18 protein-coding genes and 1 rRNA gene are annotated in these 18,146 nt (G+C 71.0%); 6 read left to right on the top strand and 13 right to left on the bottom strand.

The window, feature by feature from the left end; translation table 11 throughout:
- Nucleotides 1–220: 220 nt before the first annotated feature.
- The 3 genes from ACIA5G_RS43450 to ACIA5G_RS43460 all read left to right on the top strand — a co-directional run bounded on the left by ACIA5G_RS43450 (nucleotide 221) and on the right by ACIA5G_RS43460 (nucleotide 3,718).
- Nucleotides 221–1,267 carry a ThiF family adenylyltransferase gene (locus tag ACIA5G_RS43450; RefSeq protein ID WP_395934392.1) on the top strand — a complete coding sequence of 349 codons (1,047 nt, stop codon included), beginning with the start codon at nucleotides 221–223 and terminating at the stop codon, nucleotides 1,265–1,267.
- 60 nt (nucleotides 1,268–1,327) lie between these two features.
- Nucleotides 1,328–2,668: an ABC1 kinase family protein gene (locus ACIA5G_RS43455; protein ID WP_395934394.1), complete on the top strand. Its 1,341-nt coding sequence runs from the start codon at nucleotides 1,328–1,330 to the stop codon at nucleotides 2,666–2,668.
- A 162-nt stretch (nucleotides 2,669–2,830) separates the two neighbouring features.
- Complete coding sequence (locus tag ACIA5G_RS43460; RefSeq protein WP_395934444.1) at nucleotides 2,831–3,718, top strand: hypothetical protein; 888 nt, start codon at nucleotides 2,831–2,833, stop codon at nucleotides 3,716–3,718.
- A 6-nt stretch (nucleotides 3,719–3,724) separates the two neighbouring features.
- Here ACIA5G_RS43460 and ACIA5G_RS43465 read toward each other — a convergent pair whose 3' ends face one another.
- The 6 genes from ACIA5G_RS43465 to ACIA5G_RS43490 form a co-directional block, all read right to left on the bottom strand.
- Nucleotides 3,725–3,910 (bottom strand): hypothetical protein, encoded by a 186-nt coding sequence (locus ACIA5G_RS43465; protein WP_395934396.1) that lies wholly within the window; start codon nucleotides 3,908–3,910, stop codon nucleotides 3,725–3,727.
- The gene (locus ACIA5G_RS43470; RefSeq protein WP_395934398.1) at nucleotides 3,907–4,779 is read right to left on the bottom strand and encodes a class I SAM-dependent methyltransferase; all 873 of its coding nucleotides are present in this window, start codon (nucleotides 4,777–4,779) and stop codon (nucleotides 3,907–3,909) included. Before ACIA5G_RS43470 ends, ACIA5G_RS43465 begins: the two co-directional genes overlap by 4 nt.
- A 238-nt stretch (nucleotides 4,780–5,017) precedes the next feature.
- Nucleotides 5,018–5,272: a hypothetical protein gene (locus ACIA5G_RS43475; protein WP_395934400.1), complete on the bottom strand. Its 255-nt coding sequence runs from the start codon at nucleotides 5,270–5,272 to the stop codon at nucleotides 5,018–5,020.
- Entirely contained in the window at nucleotides 5,269–5,619 is a 351-nt protein-coding gene (locus tag ACIA5G_RS43480) for a WhiB family transcriptional regulator (protein ID WP_395934402.1), read from the bottom strand. Before ACIA5G_RS43480 ends, ACIA5G_RS43475 begins: the two co-directional genes overlap by 4 nt.
- A 150-nt stretch (nucleotides 5,620–5,769) precedes the next feature.
- Nucleotides 5,770–6,024: a hypothetical protein gene (locus ACIA5G_RS43485; RefSeq protein ID WP_395934404.1), complete on the bottom strand. Its 255-nt coding sequence runs from the start codon at nucleotides 6,022–6,024 to the stop codon at nucleotides 5,770–5,772.
- A 237-nt stretch (nucleotides 6,025–6,261) separates the two neighbouring features.
- Nucleotides 6,262–8,346, bottom strand: coding sequence for an ATP-dependent DNA helicase UvrD2 (locus ACIA5G_RS43490; protein WP_395934406.1), 2,085 nt, complete (start codon nucleotides 8,344–8,346; stop codon nucleotides 6,262–6,264).
- A 65-nt stretch (nucleotides 8,347–8,411) separates the two neighbouring features.
- Between ACIA5G_RS43490 and ACIA5G_RS43495 the strand changes: the two genes are divergently transcribed.
- Complete coding sequence (locus ACIA5G_RS43495; protein WP_395934408.1) at nucleotides 8,412–9,140, top strand: DUF4191 domain-containing protein; 729 nt, start codon at nucleotides 8,412–8,414, stop codon at nucleotides 9,138–9,140.
- A gap of 49 nt (nucleotides 9,141–9,189) precedes the next feature.
- On the opposite strand, the gene ACIA5G_RS43500 is transcribed toward ACIA5G_RS43495, so the two are convergent.
- On the bottom strand, nucleotides 9,190–9,579 hold the full coding sequence (locus tag ACIA5G_RS43500) for an RDD family protein (RefSeq protein ID WP_395934446.1): 390 nt from the start codon (nucleotides 9,577–9,579) through the stop codon (nucleotides 9,190–9,192).
- 269 nt (nucleotides 9,580–9,848) lie between these two features.
- Between ACIA5G_RS43500 and glnA the strand changes: the two genes are divergently transcribed.
- Nucleotides 9,849–11,273: a type I glutamate--ammonia ligase gene (gene glnA, locus ACIA5G_RS43505; RefSeq protein ID WP_395934410.1), complete on the top strand. Its 1,425-nt coding sequence runs from the start codon at nucleotides 9,849–9,851 to the stop codon at nucleotides 11,271–11,273.
- Between the two features lie 78 nt (nucleotides 11,274–11,351).
- Here the strand turns inward: glnA and ACIA5G_RS43510 are convergent, their stop codons facing one another.
- From ACIA5G_RS43510 to ACIA5G_RS43530, 5 genes are all read right to left on the bottom strand, one after another.
- Nucleotides 11,352–11,783 carry an acyl-CoA thioesterase gene (locus ACIA5G_RS43510; RefSeq protein WP_395934412.1) on the bottom strand — a complete coding sequence of 144 codons (432 nt, stop codon included), beginning with the start codon at nucleotides 11,781–11,783 and terminating at the stop codon, nucleotides 11,352–11,354.
- A 10-nt stretch (nucleotides 11,784–11,793) separates the two neighbouring features.
- Complete coding sequence (locus ACIA5G_RS43515) at nucleotides 11,794–14,772, bottom strand: bifunctional [glutamine synthetase] adenylyltransferase/[glutamine synthetase]-adenylyl-L-tyrosine phosphorylase (RefSeq protein WP_395934414.1); 2,979 nt, start codon at nucleotides 14,770–14,772, stop codon at nucleotides 11,794–11,796.
- 29 nt (nucleotides 14,773–14,801) lie between these two features.
- Nucleotides 14,802–15,935, bottom strand: a complete 1,134-nt coding sequence (locus tag ACIA5G_RS43520) for an anion permease (protein ID WP_395934416.1) — start codon at nucleotides 15,933–15,935, stop codon at nucleotides 14,802–14,804.
- Nucleotides 15,936–16,029: 94 nt separating this feature from the next.
- Nucleotides 16,030–16,779, bottom strand: coding sequence for a type 1 glutamine amidotransferase (locus ACIA5G_RS43525; RefSeq protein WP_395934418.1), 750 nt, complete (start codon nucleotides 16,777–16,779; stop codon nucleotides 16,030–16,032).
- A 19-nt stretch (nucleotides 16,780–16,798) separates the two neighbouring features.
- A complete protein-coding gene (locus ACIA5G_RS43530; RefSeq protein ID WP_395934420.1) occupies nucleotides 16,799–17,239 on the bottom strand; it encodes a rhodanese-like domain-containing protein in 441 nt (146 codons plus the stop codon).
- A gap of 111 nt (nucleotides 17,240–17,350) precedes the next feature.
- Between ACIA5G_RS43530 and ACIA5G_RS43535 the strand changes: the two genes are divergently transcribed.
- Nucleotides 17,351–17,800, top strand: coding sequence for an Lrp/AsnC family transcriptional regulator (locus ACIA5G_RS43535; RefSeq protein WP_395934448.1), 450 nt, complete (start codon nucleotides 17,351–17,353; stop codon nucleotides 17,798–17,800).
- A gap of 255 nt (nucleotides 17,801–18,055) precedes the next feature.
- Here ACIA5G_RS43535 and rrf read toward each other — a convergent pair.
- Nucleotides 18,056–18,146: ribosomal RNA gene (gene rrf, locus ACIA5G_RS43540) — 5S ribosomal RNA — on the bottom strand; the annotation flags it as partial.

The following is an 18,146-nucleotide window of genomic DNA, read 5'->3' on the forward strand; positions in this document are numbered from 1 at the left end:
TGTCCGGGTGTGTCCGACGGGGGGCTCGTGTCCCCCGTCCCTCTCAGTGAGGGTGTCCGTGCTTCGACCACCCGACAACGGTAAGGCCAGGCACCGACAACTCCGAGTCCGTTGAGGTCACAGACACGAGTTGTCCACAGCCGGTTCCACTTGTGGACAACTCGGCCGTTCCGGCGGCTTCCCGGGCCGGACCGACGCCGCCGGGTGCCATCCTGCGGACATGCTCCTCTCGACCGCGGACATGCCACCGGTGCTGCTGCCGGCCCACCCCGCCCTGCTCCCGGGCCTCACCGTGCTGGAACGCGGCTCGCGCGAGATCCAGATCGGGCTCGACCCGCGCCACGGCGTCGTTGTCGAAGGCCTGCCACCCGATCTCGTCGCCCAGCTGCGTGCGCTCGACGGCAGCAGGCCCGTCGAGCGGATCCTGCTCGCGGAGAGCGAACACCGCGACCAGCTCCGCACGCTGCTGCGGCAGCTGACCGCGCTCGGCCTGGTCACCGACGCCGGCCGGCCCGGCGGGCCGGGTTTCCGCGGCGAACCCGGCCTCTGGTCGCTGCGGGCCCGCCACCACCAGCCGGCCATGGCGGACCGGCGGCGCGCTGCGGCCGTCACGGTGCACGGCGACGGCCGGATCGCGGTCGCCGCCGCCGTGCTGCTGGCCAACGCCGGGATCGGGCACGTCGAGCTGCAGCTGCCCGGCACGGTGACCGAGCACGACCTCGGCTCGGGCTTCACGGACGCGGACCTGGGGCGGCCCCGCCGGCAGGCGCTGGCCGACCTGCTGCGCCGCGTCGATCCCGAGGTCCGCGTCACCCGCCTGCACGACCGGTACCCGGAGCTGGTGCTGCTCACCGACGCCGTCGTGCCGGCGCCGGAGGTCGTCACCGAGCTGATGGAGGACGGCGTCCCGCACCTGACGGCACGCGTCCGCGACGGCACGGGCATCGTCGGGCCGCTGGTGGTGCCGGGCCGCAGCTCGTGCCTGCGCTGCGCCGACCTGCACCGGACCGACCTCGACCCGTGCTGGCCCCGCGTCGCCGGCCAGCTCGCCGGCCGGCACCAGCGCCCCGACCTCGGCTCGGTCCACGCCTGCGCGTCGCTGGCCGTCGCCCAGGCCATGCGGCTGCTCTCCCCGGCCACGCCGGCGCCGCCGGCGTGGAACACGACCCTCGAAATCGATGCCTTCGACGGCCGCATCCGCCACCGCGGCTGGCCGCCGCACCCGAGGTGCGGCTGTGGTCCGCGAGCCGTACCCCAAGAGACGTAGGCCACTAAGACGCCGCGAGCAGGCTGCGCGCCATCGCGTGCGCAAGGCAGAATCGCCAGTGTGACCGACTTCCGTGACCCGGCCGATCGTGACACCGCGATGCCGCGCAAGGGTGCCGCCCGCACCGCCAAGCTCGCCAGTCTCCCGCTCGGGATCGCCGGGCGGGCGGTCGGCGGGTGGGGCAAGCGGCTGGCGGGCCAGAGCGCGGAGCAGGTGAACGCGACACTCTCGGCGAAGGCCGCCGAGCAGCTGTTCGAGGTGCTCGGCACGCTCAAGGGCGGGGCGATGAAGTTCGGCCAGGCGCTGAGCGTGTTCGAGGCGGCGGTGCCGGACGACATGGCGAAGCCGTACCGGGAGGCGTTGACGAAGCTGCAGGCCGCCGCGCCGCCGATGTCGGTCCGGCAGACCCACCGGGTGCTCGCCGAGCAGCTGGGCCGCACCTGGACCAGCCGGTTCGCCTCGTTCGACGACGAGCCGGCGGCGGCCGCGAGCATCGGGCAAGTGCACCGCGCGGTCTGGCACGACGGCCGCGAAGTCGCGGTCAAGGTGCAGTACCCGGGCGCCGACGAGGCGTTGCGCAGCGACCTGCGGCAGCTGCAGCGGTTCAGCCGGCTGTTCCAGGCGTTCGTGCCCGGCACCGAGGTCAAGCCGCTGCTGGCCGAGCTCGCCGACCGGATGAACGAGGAGCTCGACTACCAGGCCGAGGCCCAGCACCAGCGGGCTTTCGCGAAGGCGTTCGATGGTGATCCCGGCATCCTGGTGCCGCGGGTGGTGGCTAGCGCGCCCAAGGTCGTCGTGACGGAGTGGGTGAGCGGCACGCCGTTGTCGAAGGTGATCGCGGACGGCGACCGCGAGACCCGGAACCTGGCCGGCCGGCTGCTGGCGGAGTTCCACTACTCCTCGCCGGAGCGTGTCCACCTGCTGCATTCGGACCCGCACCCGGGCAACTTCATGATCACCGCCGACGACAGGCTGTGCGTCATCGACTTCGGCGGTGTCGCCCGGCTGCCCGACGGCATCCCCCGCCACCTGGGCGAGATGACCCGGCTGGCGCTCGACGGCGAATCCGCCGACCTGATGCGCCTCCTGCGGGAGAACCGGTTCATCCGGCCGGACAGCGACCTGGCCGCGGACGAGGTCCTCGCGTACCTGGCGCCGTTCACCGAGCCGCTGGCCGAGCCGACGTTCCACTTCACGCGGCGGTGGATGCAGAAGCAGGCGTGGCGGGTCGGCGACAGCCGCGGCAACGACTTCCGCGTCGGGCGTTCGCTCAACCTGCCGCCCGAGTACCTGATGATCCACCGGGTCACCGCCGGGTCGACGGGCATCCTCTGCCAGCTCGACGCGGAGATCCCGGCCCGCGGCATCGTGGAGCGCTGGCAGCCCGGTTTCGCCGCCTGAGTTGTCCACAGGCCGGGCCGCGAACGGCGGAATCCGGGCGAGTTGTCCACAGTCGCCGGGAACGGGGTTCCACCCGGTTGGCCGAGCAGCCATGCTCGGTGCATGACAGCTACTCAACGCACCGATCCGCTGGCCCTCAGTAACCCCGGCAGCTGCGAGGTGATGAACCTCGAACAGCTACGCCGGGCGGGGGTGTCCGACCGAAGAACCCGGCGGCTCTGCGGCCCCGGCGGGCCGTGGCGCCGCCTGCACCCCGGGGTCGTCCTGCTGCGCAACACCGCCCCGACGCGGCACCAGCTGATGCACGCCGCGCTGGTGCGGTACGGGCCGCGGGTGGTGATCACCGGCGCCGACGCACTGCAGGCCCACGGCGTGAAGTGCCCGGCGGCGGGCGAAATCCAGGTGCTGGTGCCCGAGCACTGCCGGGTCGCGGCCTGCGACGGTGTCAGCGCGGCGCGCACGGCCCGGATGCCGGCGCCGGTCGAGGTCGACGGCCTGCCGTTCGCCCCGCCGTCCCGCGCCACGCTCGACCTGGCGCGCACCGAACCCGACCCGGCGCGGATCCGGCACCTGCTGACGCTGCCGTTGTACTGGGGCCTGTGCGACCGGCAGGAGCTGCTGGCCGAGCTCGACGCCGGGCCCCAGCGCGGCACGGCGGCGGTCCGGAAGGTGCTCCGCGAACTCGACGACGGCCCGATCCAGGCCCACGGCCTGGCGACCCGCATCCTCGACGTGGCGCGGCTCCCGCCGCCGAACTGGGACGTGACGATCTGCGACCGCCGCGGCCGTCGCATCGGCGAGGCCGACGCGTGGTGGGACGAGATCGGCCTGGCCTGGCAGTACCGCTGCGGCCCGGGCTCGAGCGGCGGCTTCAGCCACCTCGCCCTGGCGGCGACGGGCATCGTCCTGGTCCGCTGCACCGTCCGCCAGCTGCGTCAGGTCCCGGGCGAAGTGGCCCGAGAACTGGCCGGGGCGTTCGGCGACGCGTCCCGCACACCCCGTCCCCGGGTCCGCGCGGTCCCGATGACCCCGATCGGAGACGCGGCATGAGCACCCTCACCAGTACTCGTCCGGCAGTTTCCCCTCGATGTCCCGCACGTGCTGCCGCGCGCAGTCCGGGCACAACCACCGCAGCGCACCCCGCTCACGGGTGGACACCCAGGCGAGCGCCGTAGCGGGGTCGTCGTCAGCACTGCGGGTGCGACCGCAGCGCGTGCAGACGACGGTCTCCGGCGCGCTCACCGCAACCGTCCACAGTGGATCGCCTTGGCGCCGAACAGGGAGAGGTCGTCCCGCTTGCCGAGGAAGTCCGGACCGTCCGGATCGGTGAGCGCGGCGATGGCAGCGCGGTCATCGTCGTCGAGCCACTCCCCGACGGACCCCGCAAGCCAGCCGACGCGGTGCACCACGTACTCACGCAGCAGGTCCGAGCCTGGCATCGGGTGGTCGATGAGCGCCCCGAACGACTCGACGTCCTCGAGCCCGGCCTCACGAAGCGCGCGCGGCCAGCCGTAGGGCATGGCAACACTGCCCCGAATCCCGGCACGCATCCGGGCAAACCACGCACCCCGCGCGGCAAGCAACCGTTGCTCCAGCCCGGGCCGGCCGACACCGAGCTCCCAAGGGAGGCACCGCATCTCGAGCCCACCCTCGCCGATGGCGAGCACCCCACCGGGCTGCAACAGCCCGGCAAGCGTGCGCAAGGCAGCCTGCTGATCACCCACGTGGTGGACAACACCGGACGCCCACACCAGGTCAGCGGCAGGCACCTGCCCGCCCAGCCCGGGATCGGCAAGGTCCCCGGTCAGACCCACAACCTCAACGGTCTCGCCGGCAACCCCGGACACAGCCCGCCGAGCCTCGGCGAGCAGTTCAGGCGTGGCGTCGACAAGCACAACGGTGCCCCCGCCCCCACGAGCAAGCTCACGCGCGAAGAGCACGCTCATCCCACCGGCCCCACACCCGACATCAACCACAACGGGCCGCTCCGGCAACCGGCCGACAAGCCGCCTCGCAACGGGCGCAAGCGCTCCGGCATCAAGGGTGTCGGCCATCCGGAGCTGAGCCAGGCGGTCCGCCCAGTCGATGTCGTCGTGGCTGTGTCCGGCCATCACCCCATTCAACACCAGCCACGGCGACGGGCGACCCCACCGAAACCGACCACCCGAAGGAGGCCAAAGAACCGACACTCACAGCGGGGCGGGGCGGGGCGGGGCGGGGCGGGGATGAGCCAAGTCAGCCCGTCGGCGCCCGCACCACCGGGCCCCACCAGCAAGCCCGCCGCCCGACCACGACCCCGCCCAGCACGAAGGCCCCCACCACCCGAAACGGGCGGCAGGGGCCTCACGCTCAGCTCTGGTCCTGGTGCCGCTCCACCCGGCGGTTCGCCCAGCGGGCTACTCGCGTCCAGCGGCGGACGGCACGTGCGCTACCTCGGGCCCGCTGGGCGCGGACCCCTTCCTCCAGATCCCGTATTCGGGCCCGGGACAGTTCTTCGTAAAGCAACATCTCGCTGATCTCCTCGATCTCGGTCTTGGTCAACTGCAGCTCCGGGCTGCACATCTGCGCTTCGTAGTCCTTCGTGGTGACCGGTTCGACGCTCATGCGGCGGCGCTCCGGTGATCGCCGGCGGCCTTGGCCGGCTCGACAGCGGCGTTCTTGCGCGGGCGGCCGCGGGGCCGCTTGCGCGCGATCACCACACCGCGCTCGAAGATCTCGCCACCCCAAACGCCCCAGGGCTCGCGACGGGCCAGGGCGCCGGCCAGGCAGGCCTCGCGTACCGGGCAGTCGGCGCACTGCGCCTTGGCGCGCTCGAGCTCGGCCGGGGACTCCGCGAACCACAGGTCCGCGTCGCCCGAACGGCAGGGCAGCGCCGCGTCCGGCACGGCGATCGGGTCGAGCAGGTCGGCGAATATTGCCTCACCCGAGGTGTAGGCGACGGCCGAAGACATGGGTGTTCCTCCTTGTGTCGTACGGGTTTTCGGTTGGGAGATGGAGCTGGGCAACGCTGTTCCTCTTGGGTTGTGCAGCCAAAAACACGAAGGCCGCGGATCCGGGTTATCCGGTTCCGCGGCCTTCGTGAGCCTCGTGTCCTGACTAGGTCAGGAACTTCGCTCCCGTATCGACAACGGAACACGGAACTGCTTGATGGTCGGCAGATCGGCCTGCGGGACGGTGGCGAGAACACCCTCGGTCCCGAAGACGACAGCACCAGTGGCACGACGCTCGACGCGCCGCATGCCACGGATCCCGTGCGCGCTCACCGGCACAGTGGTGCCCGGGCGCTGAGCAGCCGCAACTTCCGCGGCGCAGGACAGACGGGTGCCCGGATTCGTGAGCGTCAGGTTGATGGTCATTTCACCGGCACCTCCTCGTCTGTACTCTGCACACGTGGCCGCGTTGCGCGGCACATCTCGTGGATCCCCAGCCGAGCCGTTCCGGCTCGGTACTGGCAGGTTATTGCCCCCCACCACACCGGGGCAACTTAATTACGGGAAAATCCTCGAAGTTACGAAGATCGCCCCTGAGCAGCGGGTTCGCCGCGTGGATCATGGTCCGGACGCGGTCAAGACCACATCAAGATCGTCAGGACCTCAGGACGCCGCCGACGCGCGGACGACGCCGAGGATCTCCGCGCCGAAGCGTTCGAGCTTGGTCGCGCCGATCCCGGAGATCGACACCAGCGCGGCCTCGTCGACCGGGCGCTGCTCGGCGATGGCCATCAGCGTCGCGTCGGTGAACACGACGAACGGCGGCACCTTCAGCTCCCGGGCCCGGTCGCCGCGCCACGTCTTCAGCCGCTCCAGCAGGCCCTCATCCACTGTGGACGGGCATCGCCCGCACCGGCCCAGCTTGACGTCGATGGTCTCGAGCAGCGGCCCGCCGCAGACGCGGCAGCGCGTCTTGACCGGCGTCGCCGGCTTCTGCTGGGAGCGCGCCACCCGAGCGGCCGGGTGGTCCTCGGGGATCAGGCCGTACAGGAACCGGCTGCGCCGCCGGTTGCGCCGCGCGCCCGGCGTGCGGGCCAGCGCCCACGAAAGCCACAGGTGCTCGCGAGCCCGGGTGACGCCGACGTAGAACAGCCGCCGTTCCTCCTCGATCGCCGCTTCGTCGCCGTCGGCGTGCAGGATCGGGACCGTCCCCTCGGCGAGGCCGACGAGGAACACCGCGTCCCACTCCAGGCCCTTGGCCGCGTGCAGCGACGCGAGCGTCACGCCCTCGACCGTCGGCGGGTGCTGCGCCGCCGCGCGCTGGTCCAGCTCCATGTTGAAGCGCGGCAGGTCCGCGTCGGCCACCGTCGAGGCGAGCTCCTCGGCCAGCTCGACGATCGCCAGGAGCGCGTCCCACCGCTCCTTCGCCGCGCCACCGGCGGGCGGCGACTCGGTCAGGCCGACCCGGGCGAGCACCGACCGGACCGTCGTGACCAGGTCGGAGCTGACGTCGCCGCTCGCGGCCCGCAGCGCCGACATCGCCTGCCGGACCTCGGTCCGGTTGAAGAACCGCTCGCCGCCGCGGACCAGGTACGGGATGCCGGCCTCGGCCAGCGCCGACTCGTAGGCCTCGGACTGGGCGTTCACGCGGTAGAGCACGGCGATCTCGCTCGCCGCGACGCCACCGTCGAGCAGCTCGCGCACGCGCCGCGCGACGGCGCCGGCCTCGACCGACTCGTCGTCGAACTCGGCGAAGCGCGGCGCCGGGCCGGACGGGCGCTGGCCGATCAGCTTCAGCCGCGAGCCCGCGGGACGACCGCGCGCGGCGCCGATCACCTGGTTCGCCAGCGAGACGACCTCGGGGGTGGACCGGTAGTCGCGTTCGAGCCGGACGACCGTCGCCTCCGGGAACCGCCGGGTGAACTCCAGCAGCGACCGCGGCGACGCGCCGCCGAAGGAGTAGATGGTCTGGTTGGCGTCACCGACGACGGTCAGGTCGTCGCGGCCGCCGAGCCACGCGTCGAGCAGGCGCTGCTGCAGCGGCGTGACGTCCTGGTACTCGTCGACGACGAAGCAGCGGTAGCGGTCGCGGAACTCCTCGGCGACCACACCGTGCTCCTCGAGCACCGCGGTCGTGTGCAGGAGGAGGTCGTCGAAGTCGAGCACCTGCGCGGCGTTCTTCAGCTCTTCGTAGGTGCGGTAGACCTCGGCGACCTGCGCGGCCGGCGCCGGGATGTCCCGCTGGGCGCGCGCGGTGACGGCCGGGTAGTCGTCCGGGCTGATCAGTGATGCCTTCGCCCACTCGATCTCGCTCGCCAGGTCGCGCAGCACCTCGACCTCGGTGCCGAGCTTGGCCCGGTTCGCGGCCTGGCCGACGTAGCGCAGCTTGTTCTCCAGCAGGTCCCACGGCCGGTCGCCGACCACGCGCGGCCAGAAGTAGCGCAGCTGACGGCGGGCGGCGGCGTGGAACGTCAGCGCCTGCGCGGCCTCGACGCCGAGCCCCCGCAGCCGGGTGCGCATCTCGCCCGCGGCCCGCGTCGTGAACGTGACAGCGAGCACCTGACCAGCGGAAACATGCCCGGAACCAACGAGGTGGGCGATGCGGTGGGTGATCGTGCGGGTCTTGCCCGTGCCGGCCCCGGCGAGCACGCAGACCGGCCCCCGGGGGGCACTGGCGGCGGCGCGCTGCTCGGGGTCGAGACCATCGAGCAGACGGGTGCGGCTCTTCGGGGAAAGTACGCCAGTCACGTCCCGCATCCTCGCAGAGGGGGACGGGGAATCCGGGCAGGGGCACGCGGCCGTATCCTGGTCATATGGCGGGACAGCAGGACAAGGAAGCGGCCAAGCAGGCCAAGAAGGAGAAGCGCGCGGCGAGCAAGGCCCGGCGTGGCCAGCTCTTCGAGGCCTTCAAGATGCAGCGCAAGGAAGACCCTTGGCTCATCCCCTGGATGGTCGGCTCGATCGTCGTCGTCGCGGGTGTGGCCTTCGGGATCGGCTTCTTCTTCGACTCGCAGTGGGTGCTGCTCCCGCTGGGGATCGTCCTCGGCGCGCTCCTCGCCATGATCATCTTCGGCCGTCGTGTCCAGAAGACGGTCTACTCGAAGGCCGACGGCCAGCCCGGCGCGGCGGCGTGGGCGCTGGAGAACCTCCGCGGCAAGTGGAAGGTGACGCCGACCGTCGCCGCGACGACCCAGCTCGACGCCGTGCACCGCGTGCTCGGCGGCCCGGGTGTGGTGCTCGTCGCCGAGGGCGCGCAGCACCGCGTGAAGACGCTGCTCGCCCAGGAGAAGAAGCGCGTCTCCCGGCTGATCGGCGACACCCCGATCTACGACGTGACGATCGGCCACGAAGAGGGCCAGATCCCGCTGAAGAAGCTGCAGGGCTTCCTCATGAAGCTGCCGCGCAACCTCAAGCCGGCCCAGGTCGACGCCCTCGAGGCGAAGCTGGCCGCGCTCGGCAACCGCGGCGCCGCGATGCCGAAGGGCCCGATGCCCGCCGGCGCGAAGATGCGCAACGTCCAGCGCACGATCCGCCGCCGCTGACCCGTGCAGACGACGAAGGCCCCGTCCGGTGGACGGGGCCTTTCTCGTTTCAGCGCAGCCGGACGACGACGGTGCCGGTCAGCCGGTCAAGCCAGCTGCGGCCGTCGGTGTTGCGGACCGCGGCCGGGATGATGAAGAACGTCAGCACCGCCCGGGCCAGCGCCCGCACCGGGCCGACCAGCGCGGCGCCGTCGAGCCGGGCGACGCGGATGCCGACGACGCCCATGCCCGGGGTGAAGCCGAAGAAGCCGGCCGAGAGGACGGAGATGACCGCCCACACGCCGCCGGACCACAGGTTGAAGTTCTGCATCGCGACCGGGTCCTGCAGGCTCGGGTGCAAGAAGATGGCCGTGACCAGGGCCGCGATCACGAGGTCGACGAGCAGCCCGAGCAACCGGGCCCCGCCGCTCGCCGCCGAACCGACCCCGGATTCGGGCAAACCGAACTTCTCCCCCGGCCAGCGCGAGCCGTGCTGGTCAGTACTCTGACCACCGTCGCCGGTGCCGGGCAGCCATTCGCCTGTCCATCTCGCCACCCGTCCAGGGTATGCCGGTGGCGCAGAGCACATCCGACCTGGTCGGATACCCGATATCGACCACCCGTTAACACCGGCGAAACATACGGGTGACGGTCGGGCAACACCGCGCTTTTAGCGTGAGCCGAAGAGAGCACTGCCGCACGAGCTCGAACGAGAAGGAGTCACCGAGGGTGCCCACTACTCCAGACGACATCCAGCGCCTCATCACGGACGAAGACGTCGAGGTCGTCGACGTCAGGTTCTGCGACCTGCCCGGCGTGATGCAGCACTTCACGGTCCCCGCGAAGGCCTTCACCGAAGAGGCTTACGAAGAGGGACTCGCGTTCGACGGCTCCTCGGTGCGCGGCTTCCAGTCGATCCACGAATCGGACATGCTGCTGCTGCCGGACCCCGAGACGGCGCGCATCGACCCGTTCCGCAAGGCGAAGACGCTCTCGCTGAACTTCTTCGTGCACGACCCCTTCACCCGTGAGGCGTACAGCCGCGACCCGCGCAACATCGCGCGCAAGGCCGAGCAGTACATCGCGGAGTACGGCGTCGCCGACAACGTGTACTTCGGCCCCGAGGCCGAGTTCTACATCTTCGACTCGGTCCGCTTCGACTCCGCCGAGCACGCCTCGTTCCACGAGATCGACTCCGTCGAGGGCTGGTGGAACACCGGCGCCGACGAGGTCGGTGGCAACCAGGGTTACAAGACGAAGTTCAAGGGCGGCTACTTCCCCGTCCCGCCGGTCGACCACTTCGCCGACCTGCGCGACGAGATCGTCCGCAACCTGACCGGCTCCGGTTTCGAGATCGAGCGCGCGCACCACGAGGTGGGCACCGCCGGCCAGACCGAGATCAACTACAAGTTCAACACGCTGCTGCACGCTGCGGACGACCTGCAGCTGTTCAAGTACATCGTGAAGAACACCGTGTTCGCCGCGGGCAAGACCGCGACGTTCATGCCGAAGCCGCTCGCCGGCGACAACGGCTCGGGCATGCACTGCCACCAGTCGCTGTGGAAGGACGGCACGCCGCTGTTCCACGACGAGTCCGGCTACGCGGGCCTGTCCGACACGGCGCGCCACTACATCGGCGGCCTGCTCAAGCACGCCCCGAGCCTGCTGGCCTTCACGAACCCGACGGTGAACTCCTACCACCGCCTGGTCCCGGGCTTCGAGGCCCCGGTTTCGCTGGTCTACTCGCAGCGCAACCGCTCGGCCTGCGTCCGCATCCCGATCACGGGCAACAACCCGAAGGCCAAGCGCGCCGAGTTCCGCTGCCCCGACTCCTCGGGCAACCCGTACCTGGCGTTCTCGGCGATGATGATGGCCGGGCTCGACGGCATCAAGAACAAGATCGAGCCGGCCGACCCGATCGACAAGGACCTCTACGAGCTCCCGCCGGAAGAGGCCAAGAACGTCAAGCTGGTCCCGGGCGACCTGGGCACGGTCCTCGACACGCTGGAAGCCGACCACGACTACCTGCTCGAGGGCGGCGTGTTCACGCCGGACGTGATCGAGACCTGGGTCTCGTACAAGCGCGAAAACGAGATCGACCCGCTGCGGCTGCGCCCGCACCCGTACGAGTTCGCCCTGTACTACGACGTGTGATCCCCTGACGCGTCCCTTGGGCACGCCGGCGGCGAGGAGCGGAAACGCCCTCGTCGCCGGCGTTTCTTTTGGCGCTGGTCAGTCGCCTTCGGCCGTCGACAGGAGCTTCATGTCCGCGCCCGCCTCGGCGAAGCGGCCTCGCGGGTCCGCTGTCAGCTTGCGGCGTTCCAGGTCCATCAGGCCCAGCGTGCAGGTGATCTCCGCGGCGAGGGTGCCGTCTTCCTTGTAGATGTTCGAGTCCATCGAGAACGTCTTGCCGCTGCCGAACTTGGCGTCGCAGGTCACGTCGACGACGTCGCCCGCGCGGATCTCGCGGCGGAACACGATGTGGGACTCCAGCAGCACCGCCGCGAAGCCCTTGAGGCTGTGCAGCGCGCCCGCCTGTTCCAGCAGCTCCAGCCTCGAGAGCTCGCCGTACGAGTGGTAGACGGCGTGGTTGAGGTGGCCCAGGGTGTCCAGCTCGTAGTGGCGGACCTTGATCCGGGTCCGGAACGGCTCTCGATCGGTCACGCGCTTCACCTTAATCAGCCTCGTAGAACAGGTGCTCCACCACCGTGTGCGCCCGGCGGGTGATGCGGCGGTAGGTGTCCAGGAACTCGCCGGGGTCGTCCGCGGCCGACTGGCCGAGGACCCGCGCCACCGCGGCCAGGTCTCGCCCGCCGCCCGGCACCTCGTCGACGGCCTTGCCGCGCACCAGCATTCCCGCGTTGCGCACCCGGGTCGCCAGCAGCCACGCCTCGCGCAGTGATTCCGCCTCGGACTCCGTAGCCAGTCCCGCTTCCGGCAGGCAGGCCAGCGCGTCCAGCGTCGACGTCGTCCGCAGGCCCGGCACCGAACAAGCGTGCTGGAGCTGCAGCAGCTGCACCGTCCACTCGACGTCGGCGAGGCCGCCGCGGCCCAGTTTTGTGTGGCGGGTCGGGTCGGCGCCGCGCGGCATCCGCTCGGTTTCGACGCGTGCCTTGATGCGGCGGATTTCGCGCGCCTTCGTCCCGTCGAGGCCGCCTTCGGGGTAGCGGATCGGGTTGATCATCGTGATGAACCGCTCGCCGAGGTCGTCGTCACCCGCGATGAACCGGGCGCGCAGCAGCGCCTGCGCCTCCCACACCTCGCCCCACCGCGCGTAGTAGGCGCGATACGACTCGAGGGTCCGCACCAGTGGCCCGCTCCGGCCCTCCGGCCGCAGGTCGGCGTCGACCACCAGGGCCGGGTCCGAGCTCGGCGCGCCCAGCATCTTCCGGACGGTCTCCGCGACCGACGAAGCGAACTTCACCGCGTCAGCATCCGAGACGCCTTCTGCGGGTTCGCACACGAAGAGCACGTCGGCGTCGGAGCCGTAACCCAGTTCGGCGCCGCCGAGCCGGCCCATCCCGATCACGGCGATGTGGGCCGGCGTCCGGCCGAGCTCCGCCTGGCGCTGGCGGAACGCCGCGGCCAGCGCGCCCTGGAGCACGGCCACCCAGACACTGGACAGCGCTTCGCACACCGCGGGCACTTCGAGCAGGCCGAGCAGGTCCGCGCAGGCGATGCGCAGCAGTTCGTGCCGCCGCAGCGACCGCGCGGCAGTGACGGCGGGGTTCAAGCCGGGCTGACGCCGGACGGCGGCCCGCAGCGACGTCGCGACTTCGGCCGGCGTGCGGCCCAGCAGCCGGGCCGGGTCGCCGAGCAGCTGCAGCACCTCCGGCGCGCGGACCAGCAGGTCGGGCACCAGCCGGGACGTCCCGAGCAGCACCGCCAGGTTCTCCACGACCGTGCCCTCGTCGCGCAGCACACGCAGGTACCACGGGGTGTCTTCGAGCGCCTCGGACACCTTCCGGTACGACAGCAACCCGCCGTCGGGATCGGGGGTGTCGGCGAGCAGGTCGAGCAGCACCGGCAGCAGCGCCTGCTGGATCGCCGCGCGCCGGGAAACCCCCGAGGTGAGGGCCTTGATGTGCTGGAGCGCGCCGTCGGGCGCGGTGTAGCCGAGCGCGGCGAGCCGGCTGGCGGCCTGCTTGGTCGTCAGGCGCAGCGCCTCGGTCGGCACGTTCGCGACGGACTGCAGCAGCGGCCGGTAGAAGATCTTCTCGTGCAGCCGCCGGATGCCCTTGGCGTGCTTGCGGAACTCCGCCAGCAGCGCTTCACCCTGGCTCTTGCCGCCGGCCGCCTTGACGCCGCTCGCGCGGGCGAGGATCCGCAGCTCGGCGGTGTCCGACGTGGCCGGGAACAGGTGTGTCCGGCGCAGCCTGCGCAGCTGCAGCCGGTGCTCGATCATCCGCAGGAACTCGTACGACGCGCCCAGCTCGGCGGCGTCCTGACGGCCGACGTAACCGCCCTCGCCGAGCGCCGCGAGTGCGTCCATCGTGGACGGCGACCGCAGCTCGTCGTCCACCCGGCCGTGGACGAGCTGCAGCAGCTGCACGGCGAACTCGACGTCGCGCAGGCCGCCGCGACCCAGCTTGAGCTCACGTTCGGCGTGCTCGGACGGCACGTGCCCCTCGACGCGGCGGCGCATCTGCTGCACCTCGCCGACGAAGTTGTCCCGGTCGGCCGCCGACCACACCAGCGGCGCCACCATCTCGGCGTACTGCCGGCCGAGCTCGGCGTCGCCGGCCACCGGACGCGCCTTCAGCAGCGCCTGGAACTCCCAGGTCTTGGCCCACTTCTGGTAGTAGCCCTGGTGGCTTTCCAGCGTGCGGACCAGCGCGCCGGCCTTGCCCTCGGGACGCAGCGCCGCGTCGACGTCGAAACACGCCTTCCCGGTCACCCGCATCATCGTGCTCGCGAGCCTCGTGGCGACGCCCAGGTCATCGGCGCCGACGAAGATGACGTCGACGTCGCTGACGTAGTTGAGCTCCCGGCCACCGCACTTGCCCATGGCGACGATCGCCAGGTTGCCCTCGGCCGGCGCGCCGACCTCGGCTTCGGCGACGACGAGCCCGGCGGCGAGTGCGGCTTCGGCCAGCTCGGTCAGCTGCGCCGCGACCTCGGCGTAGCGCGGGTGCTCGAGCCCGGCCTCGACGAGGTGGCCCAGGTCGGCGGCGGCGATGCCGAGCAGCTGGCCGCGGTAGGCGATCTTGAGGGCCTGCTCGGCTTCGAGCCCGGTGAGCACCGAACCGTCGTCACGCACGAGCGACGCGCGCAGGTTTTCCCGGTAGCACGCGGCGTCCGTGCACTTGTCGCCGGTGAGCGACTGCCACTGCTCCGGGTTCGCGGCGAGGAAGTCGGCGAGCGCGCTCGACGTCCCGAGCACGCTGAGGAGGCGGCCGCGGAAGGTCCGGTTGGCACGCAGCTGTTCTTCGAGCCGGGTCCAGCCGCCTTCGTCAGCCTCGCGGATCCAGTCGACCCCGCGCAGCGCGAGGTCCGGGTCCGCGGTGCGCGACAACGCGGACAGCACGTCGGCGGCGGCGGCGACCGGGCCGGCGTCGTCCCACCAGCCGGCCGCGCGCAACTGACCCTCGGCACGGGAATCCGTGAAGCCGTACCTCGCCGCCGAAGCGGTCGTTCGCGCGCGGTCTGCCATCACAGAACACCGTAGCCGGGGAACTCCGCTCAGGCGGCGAGCCGGCCGGGTTCGGTCTCGGCGGGCGTCGGCTCGGGCACCTGGAAGCTGTGCGCGGTGACGGGGTGGCGCCGTGAGAGGAGGTAGATGCCCAGGCCGACACCGATCCCGACCACACCGACGGCGATGGTGCCCGCGGTGCCGAGCGAGGCGATCTTGCCGGAGACGGCGCCGACGATCGCGGCCGCGGGCAGCGTGAACAGCCAGGCGATGACCATGCGGCCCGCCATGCGCCAGCGGACCGGCGCGTCCCGCCGGCCGACGCCGGAGCCGACGATCCCGCCGGAGCACACGTGCGTCGTCGACAGCGGGAAACCCAGCCGCGACGAGACCAGGATGACCAGCGCCGAGCTCGTCTGCGCGGCGAAGCCTTGCGGGCCTTCGATGTCGGTCAGGCCCTTGCCGAGGGTGTGCGTGATGCGCCAGCCGCCGAGGTAGGTGCCCGCCGCCAGCGCGCAGGCGGCGCTGATGATCACCCAGACGGGTGGGGCCGCGCCCGACGGCAGGCTGCCGGCGCTGACGAGCGTGAGCGTGATGACGCCCATCGTCTTCTGCGCGTCGTTGGTGCCGTGGGCGAGGGAGACGAGGGACGCCGAGACGATCTGGCCGACCTTGAACCCCCGCGTGGCCGGGCGGCCCCGGACCAGGAAGCGGTAGACCAGGTACGTCCCGGCCATCGCGACGAGACCGGCGATGACCGGCGACGCGGCCGCCGGAACCAGGACCTTCTCGACGATCTTTCCGAAGTGGACCGAGTCGGTCCCGGCCGAAACCCACGTGGCGCCGATCAGGCCGCCGAACAGCGCGTGCGACGAACTCGACGGCAGGCCGACGAACCACGTCACGAGGTTCCAGACGATCGCGCCGATCAGCCCGCCGAAGACGATCGACGGGCCGATCTTCGTGTCGTCCACCAGCCCGCTGGAGATCGTCTTGGCGACCTCCACCGACAGGAACGCGCCGACCAGGTTCAGCACCGCGGAGATCGCGACCGCGACCCGGGGCTTGAGCGCCCCGGTGGCGATCGACGTCGCCATCGAGTTCGCCGTGTCGTGGAACCCGTTCGTGAAATCGAAAACCAAAGCCGTGACGACGACGAGCACGACCAGCAACGAGGGCTCCACCCCGACCTCCGAACCCTTGTGGGGACTTATCCGCAAGGTACCTGACGAGTGACGCGGGTTGTTAACAGCCCGTTGCCGTTTGTGACGCTGTCCGTTAAGCCAGCGGTAACGAGCGTTGACTGTCGGCGGCCGGCTGGAGCTCGCCCGATGCCAATCGGACGAACCGCTGCGCGAACGGACGCCACGTCTCGGCGATGTCGCTGTGCACGGTGATCAACTTGTCGTGTTCGAGTGACCCCGGCCGGGCGAACTCCGCCATCTCGGGCTCGTCCGCGGCCCAGCTCTCGACGATCTCGGGTGTCGTCTCGATGTGGAACTGGACACCGTAGACACAACGGTTGAACCGGAACGCCTGGTTCTGGTAGCGCGGAGCGGAAGCGAGCAACTCGGCGCCCGGCGGGAGCCGGGTGATCGCGTCGTTGTGGAACTGGAGGACGTCCTGCATGAGGGGGAGGTCGGCGAACAGCGGGTCGGTCCAGGCAGCGTCCTTTTTGGCGACGAGCTGCGGGCCGACCTCGGGCCCGTCGCGGCCGACCTCGACGCGGCCCCCGGTCGCGACGGCCAGCAGCTGCGCGCCGAGGCAGATCCCCAGGGTGGGCAGCCGTTGGGCAGTGGCCTTAGACAGCAGCCGCCGGACGTCGGCGAGCCACGGGTGTTTCGCGTCGTCTTCCGCCGCCATGCCGCCGCCGAGGCAGACGACACCGCGGTAGCCGTCGAGGTCCGCGGGCAGACCGTCGCCGGGGAGCAGCCGGACGTCGAGGTCCGCGCCGGCTTCGGTCAGCCAGTCACCGAGGGGGCCGAGCGGGTCCGAGGCGTCCGGCTGGATGATCAGCAGTCGTGTCACGCTTTTCAGGGTAGGTGGCTCAGCAGGCGCAGCGGATCCCGCCTGGCTTCACATTTTCCTGGCTGCCTTCCACCGGGTAGCCGGTGGCGATCCAGCTGGTGATGCCACCGGAGAGCCGTTTCACCCGGAAGCCGAGCTCGGCGAGCTTGAGCGCGCCCTTGGTGGCGGCGTTGCAGTTGCTGCTCTCGCAGTAGCAGATGTAGACGAGGTCCCGGTCGAGGTGCTTGGTGCTTTCCGGCGTCATGTCCCGATAGGGCAGGTTGATCGCGCCGGGGATGCGCACCTGCGCAAAGGCTTCCTCCGCTCGGGTTTCCACCACGACGTAACCCTCGGTGTGGCCGGCTTCGAAGTCCCGGACGAGGTCGTCGGGATCAACCTCGAAGGCGAGTTCGGCGCCGAAGTAGTTCATGGCGGCTTCGGGTGCCGGCGCGGGGACGGTGAGCGTGCGTGTGGTGGTCATGACGTCAACCCTGCTGGTCACGGACGTCCAGGCACAGGGCAGAATCGGGGCAGGGGCCCGGGTCTGCCGGAGATTTCCCTGTTCTACCCCTGCTCACCCGGGAGAATCGTGGTGGACCTCGACGACGTCGACTGGCACCTGCTGGAGCTCCTCCAGGCCGACGGCCGGCTGAGCTTCACGGAGCTGGGCCGCCGGGTCTCGCTGTCCGGCTCGGCGGTGACGGAACGCGTCCGCCGTCTCGAGGAGCGCGGCGTGATCACCGGCTATGCCGCGAGCATCGACACGACGAAGCTGGGGTTGCCGATCGAGGCGCTGGTGCGGGCCCGAGTGCGCAGCCTGGACACCCCGCGGTTCCGGACGGCGGTGCTGCCGCTGCCGCAGGTGGTCGCGGCCGACCACGTCACGGGAGACGAGTGCTGGATCCTGCGGGTGCTGTGCCGGGACACGGCGGAGCTGGAGGAGCTGGTCGAGAAGGTGCAGCGGTACGGGGAGACGACGACGTCCCTAGTGTTGTCGTCCCCGTTGCGGCGGCGGCCGCCGGCTCGGCCGGGTTCGGTCTGAGGCTTTCCGCGTGATCGGGGACGGGACTCGCGTGATCCGGGCCGTCATTCACGTGATTGAAGACGGAACTCGCGTACCCAGACGGTCGGCTCGCGTACCCAGAGAGTCGGTTCGCGTACCTGGACGGTCGGCTTGCGTACCCAGAAGGACGGCTCGCGTGCCTGGGTGGACGACACGATCTGTTTTTGGGCATGAAGAAAGGGCCTGGGCCGGGAGACTTGCGTCTCAACCGGGCCCAGACCCTTCCTCAAGTAAGTTCGGCGGTGTCCTACTCTCCCACAACCCTTCGGTTGCAGTACCATCGGCGCTATCAGGCTTAGCTTCCGGGTTCGGAATGGGACCGGGC

It is taken from the genome of Amycolatopsis sp. NPDC051758 (assembly GCF_044453095.1).
In the GTDB taxonomy this organism is placed as follows: domain Bacteria; phylum Actinomycetota; class Actinomycetes; order Mycobacteriales; family Pseudonocardiaceae; genus Amycolatopsis.

Coding starts and splice junctions, on each gene's coding strand:
- ACIA5G_RS43460 (WP_395934444.1), top strand. CDS start 2,831: ATGAACCTCGAACAGCTACGCCGGGCGGGGGTGTCCGACCGAAGAACC.
- ACIA5G_RS43485 (WP_395934404.1), bottom strand. CDS start 6,024: ATGACCATCAACCTGACGCTCACGAATCCGGGCACCCGTCTGTCCTGC.
- ACIA5G_RS43450 (WP_395934392.1), top strand. CDS start 221: ATGCTCCTCTCGACCGCGGACATGCCACCGGTGCTGCTGCCGGCCCAC.
- ACIA5G_RS43515 (WP_395934414.1), bottom strand. CDS start 14,772: ATGGCAGACCGCGCGCGAACGACCGCTTCGGCGGCGAGGTACGGCTTC.
- ACIA5G_RS43480 (WP_395934402.1), bottom strand. CDS start 5,619: ATGTCTTCGGCCGTCGCCTACACCTCGGGTGAGGCAATATTCGCCGAC.
- ACIA5G_RS43475 (WP_395934400.1), bottom strand. CDS start 5,272: ATGAGCGTCGAACCGGTCACCACGAAGGACTACGAAGCGCAGATGTGC.
- ACIA5G_RS43495 (WP_395934408.1), top strand. CDS start 8,412: ATGGCGGGACAGCAGGACAAGGAAGCGGCCAAGCAGGCCAAGAAGGAG.
- ACIA5G_RS43530 (WP_395934420.1), bottom strand. CDS start 17,239: ATGACCACCACACGCACGCTCACCGTCCCCGCGCCGGCACCCGAAGCC.
- ACIA5G_RS43470 (WP_395934398.1), bottom strand. CDS start 4,779: ATGGCCGGACACAGCCACGACGACATCGACTGGGCGGACCGCCTGGCT.